Annotated in this window: 18 protein-coding genes and 1 other RNA gene; 5 read left to right on the top strand and 14 right to left on the bottom strand. The window is 50.3% G+C overall.

What is annotated here, in order from left to right:
* Positions 1-688: 688 nt before the first annotated feature.
* Together arcB and mtgA are read left to right on the top strand one after the other, a co-directional pair.
* Complete coding sequence (arcB, locus tag BS639_RS10900; protein ID WP_084983095.1) at positions 689-3028, top strand: aerobic respiration two-component sensor histidine kinase ArcB; 2340 nt, start codon at positions 689-691, stop codon at positions 3026-3028.
* Between the two features lie 899 nt (positions 3029-3927).
* A complete protein-coding gene (gene mtgA / locus BS639_RS10895) occupies positions 3928-4659 on the top strand; it encodes a monofunctional biosynthetic peptidoglycan transglycosylase (protein WP_055774477.1) in 732 nt (243 codons plus the stop codon).
* 100 nt (positions 4660-4759) lie between these two features.
* Here the strand turns inward: mtgA and dolP are convergent, their stop codons facing one another.
* The 4 genes from dolP to BS639_RS10875 all read right to left on the bottom strand — a co-directional run bounded on the left by dolP (position 4760) and on the right by BS639_RS10875 (position 8461).
* Entirely contained in the window at positions 4760-5335 is a 576-nt protein-coding gene (gene dolP / locus BS639_RS10890; RefSeq protein ID WP_084983094.1) for a division/outer membrane stress-associated lipid-binding lipoprotein, read from the bottom strand.
* Between the two features lie 9 nt (positions 5336-5344).
* On the bottom strand, positions 5345-5935 hold the full coding sequence (gene diaA, locus BS639_RS10885) for a DnaA initiator-associating protein DiaA (RefSeq protein ID WP_026110499.1): 591 nt from the start codon (positions 5933-5935) through the stop codon (positions 5345-5347).
* 69 nt (positions 5936-6004) lie between these two features.
* Positions 6005-6376 carry a YraN family protein gene (locus tag BS639_RS10880; RefSeq protein WP_084983093.1) on the bottom strand — a complete coding sequence of 124 codons (372 nt, stop codon included), beginning with the start codon at positions 6374-6376 and terminating at the stop codon, positions 6005-6007.
* 42 nt (positions 6377-6418) lie between these two features.
* A complete protein-coding gene (locus BS639_RS10875) occupies positions 6419-8461 on the bottom strand; it encodes a penicillin-binding protein activator (protein ID WP_084983092.1) in 2043 nt (680 codons plus the stop codon).
* Positions 8462-8523: 62 nt separating this feature from the next.
* On the opposite strand from BS639_RS10875, the gene rsmI reads away from it, so the two are divergent.
* Together rsmI and rnpB are read left to right on the top strand one after the other, a co-directional pair.
* Complete coding sequence (gene rsmI, locus BS639_RS10870; protein ID WP_055774488.1) at positions 8524-9411, top strand: 16S rRNA (cytidine(1402)-2'-O)-methyltransferase; 888 nt, start codon at positions 8524-8526, stop codon at positions 9409-9411.
* 74 nt (positions 9412-9485) lie between these two features.
* Positions 9486-9864: RNase P RNA component class A (gene rnpB, locus BS639_RS10865), an RNA gene on the top strand.
* A gap of 231 nt (positions 9865-10095) precedes the next feature.
* On the opposite strand, the gene BS639_RS10860 is transcribed toward rnpB, so the two are convergent.
* Positions 10096-10800, bottom strand: a complete 705-nt coding sequence (locus BS639_RS10860) for a pirin family protein (protein WP_055774491.1) — start codon at positions 10798-10800, stop codon at positions 10096-10098.
* A gap of 111 nt (positions 10801-10911) precedes the next feature.
* On the opposite strand from BS639_RS10860, the gene BS639_RS10855 reads away from it, so the two are divergent.
* The gene (locus BS639_RS10855) at positions 10912-11808 is read left to right on the top strand and encodes a LysR family transcriptional regulator (RefSeq protein WP_055774495.1); all 897 of its coding nucleotides are present in this window, start codon (positions 10912-10914) and stop codon (positions 11806-11808) included.
* A 335-nt stretch (positions 11809-12143) separates the two neighbouring features.
* Here BS639_RS10855 and BS639_RS10850 read toward each other — a convergent pair whose 3' ends face one another.
* The 9 genes from BS639_RS10850 to exuR all read right to left on the bottom strand — a co-directional run bounded on the left by BS639_RS10850 (position 12144) and on the right by exuR (position 18025).
* The gene (locus BS639_RS10850) at positions 12144-13130 is read right to left on the bottom strand and encodes a glutathione S-transferase family protein (RefSeq protein WP_084983091.1); all 987 of its coding nucleotides are present in this window, start codon (positions 13128-13130) and stop codon (positions 12144-12146) included.
* A gap of 183 nt (positions 13131-13313) precedes the next feature.
* Entirely contained in the window at positions 13314-13706 is a 393-nt protein-coding gene (locus BS639_RS10845) for a DoxX family protein (protein ID WP_084983090.1), read from the bottom strand.
* 386 nt (positions 13707-14092) lie between these two features.
* Positions 14093-14377, bottom strand: coding sequence for a YqjK-like family protein (locus tag BS639_RS10840; protein ID WP_055774503.1), 285 nt, complete (start codon positions 14375-14377; stop codon positions 14093-14095).
* The gene (locus BS639_RS10835) at positions 14374-14781 is read right to left on the bottom strand and encodes a phage holin family protein (RefSeq protein WP_055774506.1); all 408 of its coding nucleotides are present in this window, start codon (positions 14779-14781) and stop codon (positions 14374-14376) included. The genes BS639_RS10840 and BS639_RS10835 overlap by 4 nt, the downstream gene beginning before the upstream one ends.
* Positions 14782-14783: 2 nt before the next feature.
* Positions 14784-15089, bottom strand: coding sequence for a DUF883 family protein (locus tag BS639_RS10830; RefSeq protein ID WP_055774509.1), 306 nt, complete (start codon positions 15087-15089; stop codon positions 14784-14786).
* Positions 15090-15190: 101 nt separating this feature from the next.
* Entirely contained in the window at positions 15191-15568 is a 378-nt protein-coding gene (locus tag BS639_RS10825) for a DUF1090 domain-containing protein (protein WP_084983089.1), read from the bottom strand.
* A gap of 175 nt (positions 15569-15743) precedes the next feature.
* The gene (gene mzrA / locus BS639_RS10820) at positions 15744-16136 is read right to left on the bottom strand and encodes an EnvZ/OmpR regulon moderator MzrA (protein WP_055774514.1); all 393 of its coding nucleotides are present in this window, start codon (positions 16134-16136) and stop codon (positions 15744-15746) included.
* Between the two features lie 28 nt (positions 16137-16164).
* Positions 16165-16845 carry a DedA family protein gene (locus BS639_RS10815; RefSeq protein WP_055774517.1) on the bottom strand — a complete coding sequence of 227 codons (681 nt, stop codon included), beginning with the start codon at positions 16843-16845 and terminating at the stop codon, positions 16165-16167.
* A gap of 397 nt (positions 16846-17242) precedes the next feature.
* Positions 17243-18025 carry a transcriptional regulator ExuR gene (exuR, locus tag BS639_RS10810; RefSeq protein ID WP_084983088.1) on the bottom strand — a complete coding sequence of 261 codons (783 nt, stop codon included), beginning with the start codon at positions 18023-18025 and terminating at the stop codon, positions 17243-17245.
* Positions 18026-18028 lie beyond the last annotated feature (3 nt).

Raw genomic sequence — 18028 nt, 5'->3', positions numbered from 1 at the left:
AGTTGTTTGCTCATCGATTTTTAACTGATAAAGAGTGCTTCCAGCGGACTTCCAACTTAGCGAGAAAGCGCGGGTAGGTCAAATATCGGTTGACGCAGGGCTAAAATGAACTTTTTTCAATTTAACCTTATGATTTATAATTAATAAGTTGTTTTTTAGAAGCCATATTAACAGTGTGGAGCTCGGAGGGAAGTGTGAGCTGTCTCACTGTAGTGCAAGGTCGAAATCTGTGCACCATGCTAGGGCGGGGTGGTTTGCCAGCGTTTTATCCTGCGAATTATGCCTGATGTGTGCTTTATCGCTGTTTTTAATCATAGCGTAATAATGTGCTAATAGGCGTCGGATAATAAGAATTATTCATACTCCCAAGAGTGACTTTATTTGCAGTAATACTGAATAGTTATTCTTTGCGTTTGGGTATTTTGAGCCGAGAGGGAAATCAAGGAAAAATAAAAGCCTTTCAAGGCGTGGCCTTGGGAATTTCAGGCGGGGCGCTATTTTTAATCCATAAGCCAAAATTAGTCAATATGACCCCCTTTTGATTCGTTGCACCATCGGGCGTTCACCCAAGGTGCAGGTTTGAAAAAATGGCGCTAAAAAGCTCATCCAGCCGTTATTTGCGGTATGATTTGACAAGACTTTATTCGGGGATCTCTCGGTGAAAGATGGTTTTTATCAAGGAAAGGCTATGAAGCAAATCAGATTACTCGCTCAGTACTACGTCGACCTGATGGTTAAGCTCGGGCTGGTCCGTTTTTCGCTGTTGCTTGCTTCGGCGCTGGTCGTACTGGCAATGATTGTGCAAATGGCCGTGACGATGCTGCTGCGCGGTCAGGTTGAAAGCATTGACGTCGTACGTTCAATCTTTTTCGGCCTGATAATTACGCCGTGGGCGGTCTATTTCCTGTCGGTGGTTGTGGAACAACTTGAAGAGTCGCGCCAACGCCTGACGCGTCTGGTTGATAAACTCGAAGAGATGCGCCACCGTGATTTAAAATTAAATGAACAACTTACCGAGAATATTGCCCAGCTCAATCAGGAAATTACCGACCGTATTAAAGCCGAAGAGGCGCGTCTGGCGGTGGTCGACAAACTCAAACTCGAAATGCAGCATCGCGAACAGGCACAAATCGAACTGAGTCAACAGTCGGCGCTGTTACGCTCTTTCCTTGATGCCTCGCCGGACCTGGTTTATTACCGCAATGAAGACAAAGAGTTCTCCGGCTGCAACCGCGCTATGGAGCTGCTGACCGGCCTGAGTGAGAAGCAGTTGATTGGGCTGACGCCAAACGACGTCTATACCCCAGATATTGCCGAAAAAGTCATTGAAACCGACGAGAAGGTATTCCGTCACAACGTCGCGTTGACCTACGAACAGTGGCTTGTGTATCCCGACGGTCGCAAGGCGTGCTTCGAGCTGCGTAAAGTGCCGTTTTATGACCGAATCGGCAAACGTCACGGCTTAATGGGCTTTGGACGCGATATAACCGAGCGTAAGCGCTATCAGGACGCGTTAGAGAACGCGAGTAGAGAGAAAACTACATTTATCTCTACGATCAGTCACGAGCTTCGTACGCCGCTTAACGGCATCGTGGGCCTGAGCCGTATTCTGCTCGACACCGAGTTAAACGGTGAGCAGCACAATTATTTGAAAACTATTCACGTTAGCGCCATCACGCTAGGTAACATTTTTAACGACATCATCGAAATGGACAAACTCGAGCGCCGCAAAGTGCAGCTCGACAATAATCCGCTCAATTTTACCGATTTCCTCTCTGATCTGGAAAACCTTACCGGCCTGCTGGTGCAGCCGAAGGGACTGAATTTTGTGATGCAGCCGGATATCCCGCTGCCGCAAACGCTGATTACCGACGGCACACGCCTGCGTCAAATTTTGTGGAACCTGATTGGCAACGCCGTGAAGTTTACCCACAAGGGCGAGATTGTGGTGCGGGTGCATCACGACAGCGGTGACCACTTGTGCTTTGAAGTGCAGGATTCCGGCATGGGCATTCCGCAGGACGAGCAGGATAAAATCTTTGCCATGTATTATCAGGTCAAGGATCAGAACGGCGGCAAACCCGCGACCGGCACCGGCATCGGACTGGCGGTGTCAAAACGTCTGGCGCAAAGCATGGGCGGTGATATCACGGTCAGCAGCGAGCCAGGGAAAGGCTCCTGCTTTACGCTCACCGTCAGTGCGCCTTCGCTCGACGAACCGGAAAAAGAGATCGATGAAGATGACATTCTGCCGCTTCCGGCGTTGAATATCCTGCTGGTTGAAGACATTGAACTTAACGTTATCGTCGCTCGCTCTGTGCTTGAAAAGCTCGGCAGCAGCGTTGAGGTGGCAATGACCGGCCACGATGCGCTGGAGATGTTTGTTCCTCATGAGTTTGATCTGGTGCTGCTCGATATTCAGCTGCCTGACATGACCGGGTTGGATGTCGCGCGAATACTGCGTGAAAAGTATGACGCCAAGTCTCTGCCGCCGCTGGTTGCCTTGACCGCCAATGTGCTGAAAGATAAAAAAGAATATCTCGATGCAGGCATTGATGACGTGCTCAGCAAGCCGCTGTCAGTTCCGGCGCTTACCGCGATGATCCAGCAGTTCTGGGATCACCAGGATGAAGAAGAATTAACCCTTCAGGAGGATCCAGAATTGAAAAGTAATGAGACTTTGCTCGATATTCCGATGCTTGAACAGTACATGGAGCTGGTGGGGCCGGGGCTTATCCATCAGAGTGCCGATATGTTTTTGCAGATGATGCCCGGCTATCTTGACGTGCTGGATTCAAATATGACGGCGCGCGATCAGGCGGGCATTGCTGAAGAGGCGCACAAAATCAAAGGGGCAGCGGGGTCGGTAGGATTAAAACACCTGCAACAGCTTGCGCAACAGATTCAAACGCCTTCATTACCGGCGTGGTGGGACAACGTTCAGGATTGGATTGATGAGTTGAAGCTCGAATGGCGCAATGACGTGCAAACGTTGCTTGAGTGGACGGCGGAAGCTGAAAAAAAATAACCCCAGCCTAGGCCGGGGTGCGCGAATACTGCGCCAACACCAGGGAAATCGGTAACCCGCGTATTGTTATACTAAGGGTAATTATTCGCAGGTCTTGGTAAATCAGATGTATAAGTGTAATACAACTTTGTGTACTCAACATAACAAATATCAGCGAATCTGTTACGAGAATCATTAAAAACTGTGATGTAGATTAATCTTTGTCTATACAAAAGTTCAAGCGTTAATCGCAGTTAATTTTGCAGAAGAGGGATCTGGCAAGGAAGTGTACTAGTCGGCAGGTATGCTTTTAAAGTGACTTCAATGTTTGATGAGGTCATATTCACTCAGATTATGCGCTGAAAATGCCTGTTTTTAGCAGCCCGAGAGGATTCCTCTTGATGCAACATACTGTAATTAATGGTTTATATGAATTTTTTGATGCTTAATTGGATTCACTTTTCCCTAAGCCGATAGTTGTGGCTTTAAGTGAAATTATTTCACGCATTACGATAAGTTATGCTATGAGAATTAAGCCGGAAAATCGGTGATAAATTGTCCTGCATTTTTGGTATAGCGGATTAATTTTGCGTTTGACTGCGGCCTAAATTGATAAATAATTTTTACATTTTTGAGTCCGATTCATTAGAAACGCAAATCAATTGATTTTCGCCGTTCGTCACCTTTACTCATTCGGCGCTGTTGACGTCAGCGCCGACAGTCTGGAGTGAAAATTATGAATAAAATTCGGAACATATTGATGCAATGGGCGTGGCAACCATAGATTATGCCGCAAATAACCCCAATTTCGGACACGATATCCGCATTGTTAGCATGACAGGCGGGCTTAATGCTAGCCCTAGACATGTGGTTACTGTGGTTATTGATAAGATGGTCAGATGTGTCATGGATTGTATTGAATGAGCAAAAAGTTTAAAAAGAGTCTTTTTTATCGGCCATTTATCTGGGTAAAAAGAGCAGTAATTGCTTTACTCGGCATTTGGTTAGCTGGGATTGTATTTTTTTCGTTTTTACCGGTTCCTTTTTCTGCTGTGATGGTTGAAAGACAGCTTTCTGCTTGGCTGAGTGGCGATTTTGGCTATGTGTCTCACTCGGACTGGGTACCGATGAGTGAAATTTCTTCACCCATGGCGCTGGCGGTGATGGCGGGCGAAGATCAGAAGTTTCCTGAACATTGGGGCTTTGACGTGGGTGCTATTCAGGCGGCGCTGACGCACAATGAAGATGAAGACGCCAATGTTCGCGGTGCCTCAACGCTTTCGCAGCAAACGGCGAAAAATCTTTTTTTATGGGACGGTCGTAGCTGGGTGCGAAAAGGGCTGGAGGCGGGACTCACGGTCGGCATTGAAACGGTTTGGAGCAAGCGTCGCATTTTGACGGTATACCTCAATATTGTCGAGTTTGGCGACGGCATCTTTGGCGTAGAAGAGGCAGCGCAGCACTTCTTCCACAAACCGGCCAGTAAACTCACGGCTTCGCAGGCGGCACTGCTTGCTGCCGTGTTGCCGAATCCTCACACTTTTAAAGTGAATGCCCCTTCGGCTTATGTGCTTCGCCGACAGCAGTGGATCCTCAGACAGATGAGCCAGCTGGGTGGCGATAACTTCCTGCAAGAGCACAAGCTGCATTAGCTTCTTTTGCATCTTGGGTCATGCTCATCGGCAATAAAATAAAAAGGACAGCCGCACTGGCTGTCCTTTTTTTTGTATCACTGCCGATGGTATCAGCGTGTTATTTCACGTAGGTAAAGGCCGTAGTGACGTGTTTCACCCCACTGACGCCAGCGGCAATCTTAGCCGCCGCCTGTCCTTCTTCCTGCGTCACCAGACCCAGCAAGAAGACTTCGCCATTCTCGGTGGTCACTTTAACGTTGGAAGATTTCACCTGATCGCTGGTTAACAGCTGCGAACGGACTTTGGTGGTTATCCAAGTGTCCGCCGACGCCGTGCCCAGACTGACCGGGGTACCGAGTCGAATTTCGCTATACACATCTGTTGCGCCGTCCACTTTCATGGTCAGCTGTTTAGCGGTGTTAGCCATATCGGCAGTCGGAGCCTGGCCGGTCAGCAACACTTTGCCGGAATACGCCGTGGCTACGATACGCGCTTTGTCTTTTAAATCCTTGTTGGCACTGATGGCGTTTGAAACGCGCGCCTCTAGCGTGGTGTCATCAACCTGAGTCCCCACGGTGCGTGGGTCTGTGCCCGTCTTGGTGGCTACACCTGCGGCACCGACTACTGCGGCGGCCACACAGCCTTGTAACAAGAGGGCGCTAAGCACTACAGCAAAGAGGTAACTTGCCTTCATTGGATCTCCTTAATCGTCCTGGTGTGGGAATAGCGTGTTATCTATCAAGTCACAGAGGCAATTAACGGTAAGCATATGCATTTCTTGAATGCGCGCGCTGCGGTGAGAAGGGATGCGGATCTCCACGTCATGCGTGCCCAAAAGTCCTGCCAGCTCGCCGCCGTCATAGCCGGTAAGAGCAACGATAGTCATATCCCGTGTCACTGCTGCTTCTACCGCTTTGACAATATCACGACTGTTACCACGAGTCGAAATGGCCAGCAAAACGTCACCTGCCTGGCCTAAAGCACGAACCTGCTTGGCATAAATCTCTTCATGCAGGCGATCGTTCGCGATGGCGGTCAAAACAACGTTATCTGCAGAGAGTGAGATTGCAGGAAGGCTCGGACGTTCAGTCTCAAAGCGATTTATCAGACAAGCGGCAAAATGCTGAGCGTTTGCAGCCGAGGTTCCGTTCCCACAGCAAAGGATCTTATTGCCGTTGAGCAGCGATTGGACCAGCGTCATCGCGGCTCTCGATATAGCATCAGGCAAGGCTTCCGCTGCTGCTATCTGAGTTTGGATACTTTCGGTAAAGCAGGCTTTGATTCTTTCCAGCACGTTGTTTTCTCGTCAGTCAAAGGTGTTGGCACGCAGGAAAGCTCCGCTGCGCGTCCATCAGTTTTGATACTATCCTTGCGCATTGAATGCATCTGGCAACCATTCTATCTGGCTGCCAGTGATGGCTAAAACATCAAAACGGCAAGATGATGTGTCAAAGCTTGCATCATGTTGCGCAAGCCAGAAGGCTGCGGCGCGCAATAGGCGCTGCTGTTTAAGGTATGTCACACTCGCCGCTGCGCCGCCGAAATTGGCATTGCGCCGGTATCGCACTTCAACAAACACCCAGGTTTGTTTATCGCGCATGACAAGGTCTAGTTCACCGCCACGACAGGCTGCATTTGCAGTTACAAACACCAACCCAGCGCGTTCAAGATGGCGCCTGGCCAGATTTTCGTAGTGTGCGCCAATCTGGCGGTGCGTCGGTTTTATCAAACCCATTGTACGTCCTTGTACTTCAGATACTTCTCCTTCAGAGAAATATCATGATACAGGAACTAAGGTACCCTTACGGTATTGTAACCAAGGTAGCTGGCGATGTATCACACAATTGCCGTTGGCAGACAGATTCCCGGTTGTGCCAGAAAGCTGGTAGCCGGGCGTTTGACGAATTTGTGTAAAGTGATTCGCCAGATTATAGGCATCGATGCCCATCGCGTAGAGGCGTACCTGCGAGTAATCGTTACCCAATTGGCTGCTAGCCTGCTGCATCAGCGCAGGATTAGAACCCGCCAGCAGCGGGATATCGCTAAACTGCATGCCTTCCATTTCTAGACGATAATCCGGACCCGCGCCTGCCTGATAGCTGCGAGAGCTGGCATAGAGTGACGGTTTCACACGCGTATTGATAGATAAATCAATCATCGGCTTTATCAGCGTCAGCTGATCCTGTGAACCCACTATATAGATAGCGTCGACATTGCCCGAACTGTCGGCAGAGCCGGCGGTTACCTGTGCATCCGTTGGCGGCGAAGGAATAGTAATGCCACCAATGGTCACGCCGGTTGGCTGTGCTGGTGCAGCGGGAGTGATCGGTGTACCGCTAAGACGTAGCCCGCCACCTCGGCTGACCTGCTGCTTGAGGTCGGCGTAAGAGCCGATTGTTTGTCTTAGCACGGTTTGGCCGCCCTGTTTCTGCCATTCATTGGCAAAGGCTTGCGCAATTCGCTCGCCAAAATCACCGCCTGGCACCATCAGCAGCGGGAGTTGCTTGTGCTGAGACCAGATATGACGTGCCGCATCGCGAGCCTCATCTTCTGGAGAGAGTGCGAAATAACAAATGTTCGGACTGTTGGCTTCGGTTTCAGGCTGGTTAAGTGCCAGCACGTTGAGCGACGTTTGCGCCGAGGTCAGTGAACTCACCTGATCTTTCAACAACGGGCCGACGATAACCGTCGCGCCGTCCTGCTTGGCCTGCGCGAGCAGAGCGGGCAGAGGTTGCGTGCTGGTGTCGTAAACCTTAACGGTAGCCGAAGGGGTAGAAGGCGCAGGGGACGGTGCCACAGGAGCAACCGTGGGGGCAGCGGCTGGGGCTGCTGTCGGCGTTCCCTCGGCGGCGGTCACGTCGGTGGCGGAAGTACTGACCGCAGCATTAGGATCGGTAGCTGGCGTTGCCTGTGTTGCTGGCGGAGCCGCGGGTTGTGAAGGTGTTGACGGGTTTGCCTGGCCATTTACTGCGGCCATAAACCCTTTTTGAATCGCATCACCGTAAATTTTAGCCGGACCACTCAGGGGCAGCAGCAGAGCAACTCTTTCTGTTGAGCCAGGCTTGAAATTGACCACGTTATTGAGCGCCGTAGGCAGTGTTTTTGCCCCGGGATTATAGGGATAGCGTTTCTGCCAGTCCTGAATCGCCGCCTTTAACTGAGCCGAGTCTTGCTTGTTGGTTTGCCAAACGTTTAACAGGTCAAGCCAGCCCTGCAACACGTTTTCATTGGCATTGATAACCACAGCATTCACATCCTGCGCGGAAAGCTGAGTGAGTGCCAGCCAGGTGGCATCCAGATTTGCCTGATGCGCTTTGCCCTGTAGCAGGGGTTCTTGTGCGATATAGGCACGCAGCAGTGGCAGGCTAGCGCGACCCTGACCTGCGGTAATAAATGCTTGGTAATAGCGGGATTTCTGATCGGCCGTTAAGTTATCGGCATCGATTTTGCCCAGTGCTGCACTGGCCGCTGGGCCGTTTTTCTGGGCCACCAGCAGCTCGGCGCTGAGCAACTGTTGTTCAATGAGTTGAGCGTTATTCAAGCCTTGCTGAGGCAATTGACCGAGTTGAGTGGCCGCTTCAGGAACGCGGTTTTCACGTAACAGGGCATGAATCGCAAGTAATTGCCAGTTAGCCTTGTTATCATCACTGCTCTGCTGCGCCTGTTTCAAATAGTAATCGGCGCTGCCGGTGCCCGCATCCTGCACGCTTTCTTTCGGCGTCTGCGGAGCCTGGCTAGAACAGCTGGCAAGTAACATCGCCACGATAATTGCAGGGATCAAACGCCCCGTGCGGGTACGAAAAGTAGTTGAGGAAGGCATGCTGTTTCCAGTGATGTTTTTTTCAAGATGTTCAATATTAAATCGGCAATCCGGATGAAACAATGAATCAACACGATCGAGCAGATATTTCTGCATCAACGCTGTATGTGGTACCGACTCCAATCGGCAATTTGGGAGACATCACGCAGCGTGCTTTAGCCGTGCTGAGCAGTGTAGATTTGATTGCCGCTGAGGACACTCGACACACAGGATTGCTGCTTCAACACTTTGCAATCAGTGCAAAAATGTACCCTTTGCACGACCATAACGAGCAGCAAAAAGCCGACCATCTCATATCAAAACTTCAAGAAGGTCAAAGCATTGCGTTAGTGTCAGATGCAGGAACGCCGCTTATCAATGACCCAGGTTATCATCTGGTTCGCCGCTGCCGTGAAGCCGGTATTCGCGTCGTGCCATTGCCTGGTGCCTGTGCCGCGATTGCCGCACTCAGCGCCGCCGGTCTGCCCTCCGATCGTTTTTGCTATGAGGGTTTCCTGCCAGCGAAAACAAAATCACGTAAAGACACGCTTCAGGCGCTTATTGAAGAGCCACGCACGCTGATTTTTTACGAATCAACCCATCGGCTGCTCGAAAGTCTGCAAGATATGGTCACCGTTTGGGGGCCTGAGCGCTATGTGGTGCTGGCTCGTGAGCTAACCAAAACCTGGGAATCTATTCACGGCGCACCGGTGGGAGAACTTCTGGCCTGGGTTTTAGAAGATGAAGTGCGTAAGCGCGGTGAAATGGTGCTGATTGTTGAAGGTCACACGCCGGATGCCGAAGCGCTTCCCGCCGAGGCTTTGCGTACGCTGGCGCTGTTGCAAAAAGAGTTGCCGCTGAAGAAGGCCGCAGCGCTTGCCGCAGAAATCCACGGCGTGAAGAAGAATCAGCTTTATCGTTATGCGCTGGACCAGCAGGGCGAGGATGCCGCAGAAGATGAAGAAGAGTAAGGATTGAACGATAGGTTGGCTTATCGTCACATCGGCCCTATACATCGGCGCGCTAACCCCCTATAATCCGCGCCGGAGTTGACCAGACAGTCGCCGCTTCGTTGCCGTCCCTTTCGGGGGAGACAGATGGAGGGGAGGAAAGTCCGGGCTCCATAGGGCAGGGTGCCAGGTAACGCCTGGGAGGCGCAAGCCTACGACTAGTGCAACAGAGAGCAAACCGCCGATGGCCCACGCAAGTGGGATCAGGTAAGGGTGAAAGGGTGCGGTAAGAGCGCACCGCGCGGCTGGTAACAGTCCGTGGCACGGTAAACTCCACCCGGAGCAAGGCCAAATAGGGGTTCACATGGTACGGCCCGTACTGAACCCGGGTAGGCTGCTTGAGCCAGTGAGCGATTGCTGGCCTAGATGAATGACTGTCCACGACAGAACCCGGCTTAACGGTCAACTCCAACTCATCTAATAAAACCCCGCTTCGGCGGGGTTTTATCATTTCTGATGCTTGGAAAGTGAATGACTGTCCACGACGCTCTCTATAAAAAGAAAGCGGCTTAACGGTCAACGCCAACTCATCTAATAAAACCCCGCTTCGGCGGGGTTTTGTCATTTCTGAGGTTTGGAAAGTGAATAACTGTCCACGACGCTCTCTATAAAAAGAAAGCGGCTTGGTTTGTTTAGGCTGTTATATCAGACCGGTAAATCAATCAGCAGCGCCTGCAGCGGGGTGATGGCTTTTACAGTCAGCGTCTGCTCTTGATGAATAAACGCACCGTCTCCGCAAACAAGAGTCTGTTTGGCGTGCTTATCGCCGCCTTGAACGTCAACCTGACCGTGGATCGACTGTAAGTAGGCGCGAGGTCCGTTTATCGAGAAATTCTGCTGCTCACCAGGCTGCAAATTAATGTGATGGATCCACACCTGCTGACGGAGCTGTAGGCTATTTTCTTCGCCGCTCGGTGACGCCAGCAAGAAGTGTTTGTGATCGCCTAAATCAATTTTCTGCACCAGGGGATTTTCCTGCGCTGGGCAGGCATCCAGCCACAGTTGCATCCGCGTTAAAGGCTTACTGTTGCTAATATTGTGCTCGCTGTAGCTGACATTTGGCTGGGTAGACAGCAGGGCGGCTTGTCCCGCATGTATTCGTGTGCTGTTACCCACGCTGTCGCGATATTCAACTTCCCCTTGCAGCACCAGGTTGAGCACGTCCACGCGTGGATAGGTGCGCGGCTGGAAGCTCGCGCCCGGCGCCAGTATTTCCTGGTTAAGCACGCGCAGCGAGGCATAACCCATTAGTTTAGGGTCAAAATAGTGTCCAAAGGAGAAGGTGTATCTGGCCTGAAGCCAACCAAAGTCGGCTTTTCCGCACTCTTGCGCTGTTCTGCACTTAATCATGGCCGCTGGCTCAGTTAAAAAAATCGATAGATAAATGGTAAGCGTCTGGACGCACGATTGTTAGCCAGTTAATCTGGTCGGCATATTCAAATTTCCTGACAGAGAAAGATAATGGCCAAGGATCGAGCGTTAACTCTTGAAGCACTGAGAGTTATGGATGCGATTGACCGTCGTGGAAGCTTTGCTGCCGCCGCCGATGAGCTCGGTCGCGTTCCTTCTGCGCTAAGTTATACCATGCAGAAGCTGGAGGAAGAGTTGGATGTGGTGCTGTTTGACCGCTCTGGACACCGTACAAAATTCACCAACGTTGGCCGCATGCTGCTTGAGCGCGGTCGCGTACTGTTAGAGGCTGCCGATAAATTAACAGTAGACGCCGAAGCCCTCGCGCGCGGTTGGGAAACGCACATTACCATCGTTTGTGAAGCGCTGGTGCCTGCCGTTCAGCTCTTTCCGTTGATCGAGAAATTGGCTTTAAAAGCCAACACGCAGGTTTCATTGATAACGGAAGTGTTGGCCGGTACTTGGGAAAGGCTTGAGAATGGCCGTGCGGATATTGTTATCGCCCCTGACTTACATTTTCGTTCCTCTTCAGAGATTAACAGCCGAAAGCTTTACAAGCTGATGAGCGTTTACGTTGCCGCGCCTGATCACCCCATTCATCTGGAAGCCGAGCCGCTTTCTGAAGTCAGTCGAGTGAAATATCGCGGGATTGCTATGGCGGATACCGCGCGTGAACGCCCTGTGTTAACGGTTCAGTTACTCGACAAGCAGCAGCGCTTGACGGTGAGTAGCCTGCAGGAAAAACGTCTTGCCCTGATAGCCGGCCTGGGTGTTGCCACCATGCCTTATGCGCTGGTAGAGCAGGATATCGCGGAAGGGCGTTTGCGGGTGGTGAGTGCGGAATACAATCGAGAATCCGATATTATCATGGCTTGGCGTCGTGACAGCATGGGCGAGGCCAAAGCGTGGTTCTTACGCGAAATCCCCCGTCTGCTGGCCACGCGATAACGGTAAGTTCTTCATCGCTTTCCCCCATCCTAACCTTCCCCCGAAGGGGAAGGGATCTTGTTTTACATCGTCGTCGGCCAGCCACTTCCCCCGAAGGGGAAGGGATCTTGTTTTACATCGTCGTCGGCCAGCCATTTCTCCCGAAGGGGAAGGGATCTTGTTTTGCATCGTCGTCGGCCAGCCGCTTCCCTGAAGGGGAAGGGATCTTGTTTTGCATCGTCGTCTGCCAGCCGCTTCTCTCTACGGGTGAATGTGTTGTAGTTTGCCCCTTCCTCCGCTTTTTTCAGCGGGGGAAGGTTGGGATGGGGGAGCAGCGACGTATCAACGCATGAATATTAGCTAAATCTGAGGTCTCGTCCGTGCGCAGATTCAAGGTCCTGAGCCGGACCGGTCGAGATAATGCCATAAGGGTTGATGGTGGCATGGCTGCGGTAGTAGTGATTACGGATGTGTGGCAAATCGACGGTTTCAGCCACGCCCGGCATCTGATAAATATCGCGCAGGAATCCGTACAGGTTTGGATAGTCACTGATGCGGTAGCGATCGCATTTGAAGTGAGTGACGTACACCGGATCAAAGCGGATCAGCGTGGTCCACAGCCGAAGATCGGCTTCGGTAAGTTGGTTTCCCGTGAGATAACGCTGCTTTTCAAGGATTGACTCTGCCTTGCTCAGCGCCGCAAACACCCCTTCAACCGCCTCATCATAGGCTTCCTGACTGGTGGCAAATCCGGATTTATAAACGCCGTTGTTTATTTCTGGATAAATCCATTCATTTACATCATCAATTTTTGAGCGCAGAGCTTCAGGGTAAAAATCACCCGCGCGGGCCCCGACTGCATCAAAAGCACTGTTGAAGATGCGCATAATATCGGCGGACTCATTGCTAACGATGGTCTGTAGTTTTTTATCCCACAAAATCGGCACCGTTACGCGGCCGGTATAGTCATTCTGCGCACGCAGATAAATTTCGTAGGCGTAGTTCAGATGATAAAGCGTATCGCCGGTCGTGCCGGGGAAGTCGGTATCGAATGTCCAACCGTTCTCCAACATTAATGGATGAACGACAGACACGGGGATGATGCTTTCTAGCCCTTTTAACGTTCGCATCACCAGCGTGCGGTGTGCCCACGGACAGGCCAGTGAAACGTAAAGGTGATAGCGGTCTCTTTCGGCAGTAAAGCCACCAACGCCGTGCGGACCCGGTTGACCGTCGTGAGTTATCCAGTTACGGAACTGAGAGGCTGTGCGTTTAAAGCGCCCGCCGGTTGACTTGGTATCGTACCAGGTATCTTGCCATTGACCTTCGACCAGCTGTCCCATGGTGACTCTCCTTTTAGCCCCGAAACCTGAAGGGTTTGAGGTTATTGTTTTTAAAACGACAAAAATGAGATGTAAAAAAGGGCGAGGTGATAAATCACATCGCCCACAGGGATATTTGCCGATGATTCACTTATTTAATTATAGCGCGTCATCACGTTAACCGGATTTCGGTCAACGCAGAGCTTACCAGTTCTTTTTCAGCAGACGGTCGATGCTGTATGCACCCGGACCTGAAGCGAACAGCACCAAGAAGCCACCGGCGATTGACAAGTTTTTCATGAACATCATCTGATTCACTGGCACCGAGAAATCAATGTGGAACAGCAGTGCGGTCAGAATGGTGAAAATTGCCGTGATAATCGCTGTAGTACGGGTCAAGAAGCCGAATAAAATCGCCAGGCCGCCGCCAAATTCCAACAAAATGGTCAGTGGCAACAAGAAGCTTGGCACGCCTGCAGAAGCCATATAGCCCGCGGTTGCTGCGTAAGCGTGCATTTTGCCCCAGCCAGCCACGATGAAGAGGATTGGCATCAGGATGCGGGCAACCAGCAACGCTATGTTATGTACTTTGTTCATTATCATCGACTCCGATTGAATAACGCCAAAAAATTTGGCTTAAATTTCACGTTTAATTAAAAGGCCCAGTGGGTTTGTGTCCCTGCCGTAACCTTATCTGTGTTGATGGAGCTGATAATAGGGGGAAAAAAGGGAGTTTGTTAGCTAGTAAAACTGTCTATATACATCAAAATAATTGAATTAAGCACGAGATGCCAAGCAAAGATGAAAACACTTTATTTATAACTCACTAATAAACATTGGAAATAATTTAGGGCAGTTAGCTTTTAAGCCAAACTGCCCTTAGTATAATGACGATCTGTGAGAAAAATTGATGTCGAGAAAATGATCAGGAGGGGGAGGAGCAGGAAAAGAGTGGCTTTAGAAAGCCAAAAACCCTCTTTTAATCAATCTTTAGAAAACGTCTTGCGGAAAAGTCTAACGGTTCCCCAAATGCTGAAGGCACGTTTTGACCAACGCATCAGTTTGCTAGGGTGTCGAATGCTATAAATCGCCATGGCGCTTGAAGCAACAACCAGATACTTGCGCATATCCACAATCTTGACCCAAGCATGGTCAACTTTGGTTGTTGCCGCTAGCCAATCTTCAGAAGCGACCGCAAGATCGGCGCGTTCGCGCTCGATCTTGCGCAGCAACCTGGCTTTTTCAATTACCGGTGCAGGTCTGCTCATTCCTGGTCTTCCTTTTCCAGTAAGGCGCGATCAATCTTTAACTGCCTGCGCGAGGCGTTCAGCAGAGTCGAGCGACGTGCTTTACTGATAGTCCAAACACCCAGGATGACGGCCAGCAGCAGTAATACTGCCGTTGTTGTTGCCATCGCCATCAATCGGTAAGCCGGGTCGATGGCGAAAAACAGTACAACCAGCAGGCTCATTAAACCAAATGCAGTGAAAATCAGGGTAATGCAGGCCATCAGTAACAGTTGAAAAAGATTGGCTTTCTCTTCTTCAAGTTCTACGACGACCAGCCTCAAGCGTGTCTCAATCATGCCGACCAAAATGGTCACGATGCGCTGAGCACTGTCGAAAATACCCTTACCCGGTCCCTGTGGTGGAGTTCTTGGAATCTCAGCCATAATTATCGACGAGCTAAAAGAACGCCAATGACAACACCCACTGCAGCACCGATACCTACGCCGGTCCACGGTTTGTCATGAATATAATCGTCAGCTTTGCCCGCAATTTCTTTGGTTTGACTGGCAATTTTCTCCCCAGTATCGCCCAGACGTGAGCGAGTTTCTTTCAACAGGCCTTCGGCTTTGCTGCGCAATTTGTCAATTTCGGCTTTAGGTTTATCCGTTGAGCTCTGGAGTACTTCTTCAAGCGTATCTGCCAATGATTTCAGTTCAGCACGCAGATTGTCAGACGTTGAGTTACTAGCCATAATTCGTCACTCCATAACTTTATGATAAGAATATTAAACATAGCGGATTTTCACGGCAGTGCAAATGCGATTACTCTGTTTACACTGCGCAAAGAGGCTGATTAATGGGTAGAAACTTCATTTAACTCATGCAGCGCTTCGTCCAATTTCTTCTGTTGCTTAGCAATTTTTTCTTTATTGCCGGCGGCCTGCGCTTTTTTTAACTCACGGGTACGTTCGTTTACCTTTTCCTGTTTCTCGGCAATTTTTTGCTGTTTGTCGGCCTTTAAACCCGCTTCAGTGCAGTGTGCCTGACTTTCGCCAAGTGCCTTTTGTAGACCGGCAATTTGCTCTTTATTGTTGTGCTGGTGGGCATACTCAAGCTGCTGCTTAATTTCTTGCTGCTTAGTGGCGCAAGTTTCAGGCTGAGAGGCGGCAAAAGCCGAAGAACCCAGCAGCACTGCGGGAACAATAAACAGCGTTGATAAAGACTTTCTCATGATGATTATCCTATTAATCAATTAAGCGCCGAGTGGCGTTATGTCCTTGCTGGCCAGGTTCACTGAAGTTTGACGCATTGATCCAATGACCCTGAAAAAAGCTGAGTGAGGTAACTATAGTGACGGGGGTGAAAATTGGCTATTAAGCAAACTCTGAAAGCGGGGCGGGTAACCATTAGCCGACTTTAGACTGATCTCGGGTGACTTTACTGGCCCAACTCTGAGAATGCGCCGAGTTAAAAGGCTGAATACTGTATCCCCCTGGGAGTAATGTTTTCAGGGTTTCCTGCGCGAGATGCTGCTGACGTGGTGAATGAAGTTTAACGACTAAGCTGCCGCTCGCCGGCGTAATACTTTCAATTTCTATACCGTGCTGGCTAAGACCCTGATAGAGCGTAAAACCGTCCGGCAAGTCTTCACCTGATTGAATAGGGCTGATTTTTAAGGCATCACCGCTTTCGGTAGGCATTTTTGGAAACGCGACCACGCCGACGGTTGTCAGCATGAGCAGCACCAAAAAGGTCGCAGGCCAGAGAATATAGCTGCGTGAAAACGGAATTTTCAACATGAAAAGAATCCTGAAATTGAATGAAGCTTCATGCGTTTTTACCTTTCGCCAAGCGGTCGGCTTTTTTCTTTTTCCAAAGTACGATCACTGAACCGACCAGACCGACAACCAACAGCAGCAGCGGAAGCAGCATCAGGCAAAGCATCAGTTGATCTTCGTACTTTCTAAACAACGGCGTTTTGCCCAGCACGTAGCCCAGGCTGGTCAGGATGACTATCCACAGGAAGCCGCTGACCCAGTTGAAAAATTGAAAACGAGCGTTGCTCAGGCCTGATAAACCGGCGATTGTCGGCAGTAATGTCCGTACAAAAGCCAGGAACCGACCCACCAGCAGGGCCGAGAGCCCGTGGCGGTGAAAAAGTGCGTGTGCGCGTTCATGATACTGCACGGGCAAATGCCCCAGCCATCCTTGAACGATTCGAGTATTGCCCAGCCATTTACCCTGAATGTAACTCAACCAGCAGCCTAGGCTGGCAGCTGTGGTCAGTAACACAATAGTGAGCGGAAAATTCATCGCGCCTTTTGCTATCAAAACGCCGACCAGAATCAGCAGGCTATCGCCGGGTAAAAACGCAGCCGGTAGCAATCCGTTTTCCAGGAAAATGATCATGAAAAGCACAATATACAAAGTCCAAATCAGCGAAGGATTGGCCAATGTCTCGTAATCCTGCTGCCAAAGGGCATGCATAAGTGAACTGATTATTTCCATGCGGCGTCAGAAACTCCATAGATTTCATTTGGTAAGAAACAGATTGGCGGAGATGTTAACTCGACGCCTTACACTTACCGGATGTTGTGAGTTTCCCGTTGTGCATCATGCACAAAGCCTGCGAAGGAAGAATGTTGCTTTCGCAAAAAGGCCGTAAGAAAACTGGTCTAACTGTAACAAAGTATCAATCGTCGAAACAGCCAAATCTACTTTTTAGTGGTCTTTGGTTTAACTTAGAGGGGCTTTTTACACTGCCTGACAATACTCGAGCTGGTTTGACAGCATTAAGGCAAAAGTTTGCAGCATAACGGAGGATTTTAGCGGGTTCATTTTACGAAATGATTAAAAAAGCGGCTTTCTGTAAAGCTAAAGCCGCCGTTTAAAGCTGAAACGGCCATCAGGCCTTTTTGTGACTGAGGGCCGAGGAGTCGAGATGAACCACAGGATTTTCGGTATACAGATAGCGGTCAACGTTAAACTCAAAATCGTCACTGGTCGCGCGAAACAGCATCTGCTTGGTATTTTCAAGATGCTGCCACATAGCCAGCTTGGCGGCGTGCGGATCGCGGCGGATAAGCGCTTTCAGGATCAGGTCGTGGTCCTCACACCAGCTTTCAATTGATTTCTCGTCAATGTGTTCATGCAGCTTGCGCCAATAAGGGTTATGCAAACGCTGACTCCACATTTTTTCGACAATAATCGCCAACGCACTGTTTTGCGTCGACTGTGCCACTTGGATATGAAACTGCAGGTCCCACTGCGAGTCACGGAAGCGGTCCTCTTGCTTTGCGTGCTCCTGAATTTCCATCAGTCGCACAATGTCCTGTTTGGTGACTTGGGTCGCGGCAAACTCGGCAATATTACTTTCGATCAGTTGGCGTGCCTGGAGCAGTTCGAACGGACCTGCCGCGGCAAACTCTCCTTCGGATTCGGGAACCACCAGATTTTTTTGCACGCTTGACATCACATGAATGCCCGAGCCTTTGCGCACTTCGACATAACCTTCAACTTCCAGCATGATGATCGCCTCACGCACTACGGTGCGGCTCACGTTCATCTCCTCTGAAATCAGGCGTTCGGCAGGCAGTTTTTCACCGACTAAATACATGCCGTTTTCGACACGGTCTTTGAGCGTGGCGGCAAGCTGTTGGTAGAGACGTCTGGATTCGGTCGGTTCCATGGT

Source organism: Rouxiella silvae (genome assembly GCF_002093625.1).
Taxonomy (GTDB): Bacteria; Pseudomonadota; Gammaproteobacteria; order Enterobacterales; family Enterobacteriaceae; genus Rouxiella; species Rouxiella silvae.
Note: the sequence above shows the minus strand (reverse complement) of the source record. Positions and strands in the feature narration are given on the sequence as shown.

What these genes read in the sequence shown, in the direction of transcription:
- BS639_RS10840 (WP_055774503.1), bottom strand. Translation starts at nt 14,377, where the DNA reads ATGAGCAGACCTGCACCGGTAATTGAAAAAGCCAGGTTGCTGCGCAAG.
- mtgA (WP_055774477.1), top strand. Translation starts at nt 3,928, where the DNA reads ATGAGCAAAAAGTTTAAAAAGAGTCTTTTTTATCGGCCATTTATCTGG.
- BS639_RS10875 (WP_084983092.1), bottom strand. Translation starts at nt 8,461, where the DNA reads ATGCCTTCCTCAACTACTTTTCGTACCCGCACGGGGCGTTTGATCCCT.
- arcB (WP_084983095.1), top strand. Translation starts at nt 689, where the DNA reads ATGAAGCAAATCAGATTACTCGCTCAGTACTACGTCGACCTGATGGTT.
- BS639_RS10825 (WP_084983089.1), bottom strand. Translation starts at nt 15,568, where the DNA reads ATGAGAAAGTCTTTATCAACGCTGTTTATTGTTCCCGCAGTGCTGCTG.
- BS639_RS10880 (WP_084983093.1), bottom strand. Translation starts at nt 6,376, where the DNA reads ATGGGTTTGATAAAACCGACGCACCGCCAGATTGGCGCACACTACGAA.
- BS639_RS10830 (WP_055774509.1), bottom strand. Translation starts at nt 15,089, where the DNA reads ATGGCTAGTAACTCAACGTCTGACAATCTGCGTGCTGAACTGAAATCA.
- BS639_RS10855 (WP_055774495.1), top strand. Translation starts at nt 10,912, where the DNA reads ATGGCCAAGGATCGAGCGTTAACTCTTGAAGCACTGAGAGTTATGGAT.
- BS639_RS10860 (WP_055774491.1), bottom strand. Translation starts at nt 10,800, where the DNA reads ATGATTAAGTGCAGAACAGCGCAAGAGTGCGGAAAAGCCGACTTTGGT.
- BS639_RS10815 (WP_055774517.1), bottom strand. Translation starts at nt 16,845, where the DNA reads ATGGAAATAATCAGTTCACTTATGCATGCCCTTTGGCAGCAGGATTAC.
- BS639_RS10850 (WP_084983091.1), bottom strand. Translation starts at nt 13,130, where the DNA reads ATGGGACAGCTGGTCGAAGGTCAATGGCAAGATACCTGGTACGATACC.
- BS639_RS10845 (WP_084983090.1), bottom strand. Translation starts at nt 13,706, where the DNA reads ATGAACAAAGTACATAACATAGCGTTGCTGGTTGCCCGCATCCTGATG.
- exuR (WP_084983088.1), bottom strand. Translation starts at nt 18,025, where the DNA reads ATGGAACCGACCGAATCCAGACGTCTCTACCAACAGCTTGCCGCCACG.
- mzrA (WP_055774514.1), bottom strand. Translation starts at nt 16,136, where the DNA reads ATGTTGAAAATTCCGTTTTCACGCAGCTATATTCTCTGGCCTGCGACC.
- dolP (WP_084983094.1), bottom strand. Translation starts at nt 5,335, where the DNA reads ATGAAGGCAAGTTACCTCTTTGCTGTAGTGCTTAGCGCCCTCTTGTTA.
- rsmI (WP_055774488.1), top strand. Translation starts at nt 8,524, where the DNA reads ATGAATCAACACGATCGAGCAGATATTTCTGCATCAACGCTGTATGTG.
- BS639_RS10835 (WP_055774506.1), bottom strand. Translation starts at nt 14,781, where the DNA reads ATGGCTGAGATTCCAAGAACTCCACCACAGGGACCGGGTAAGGGTATT.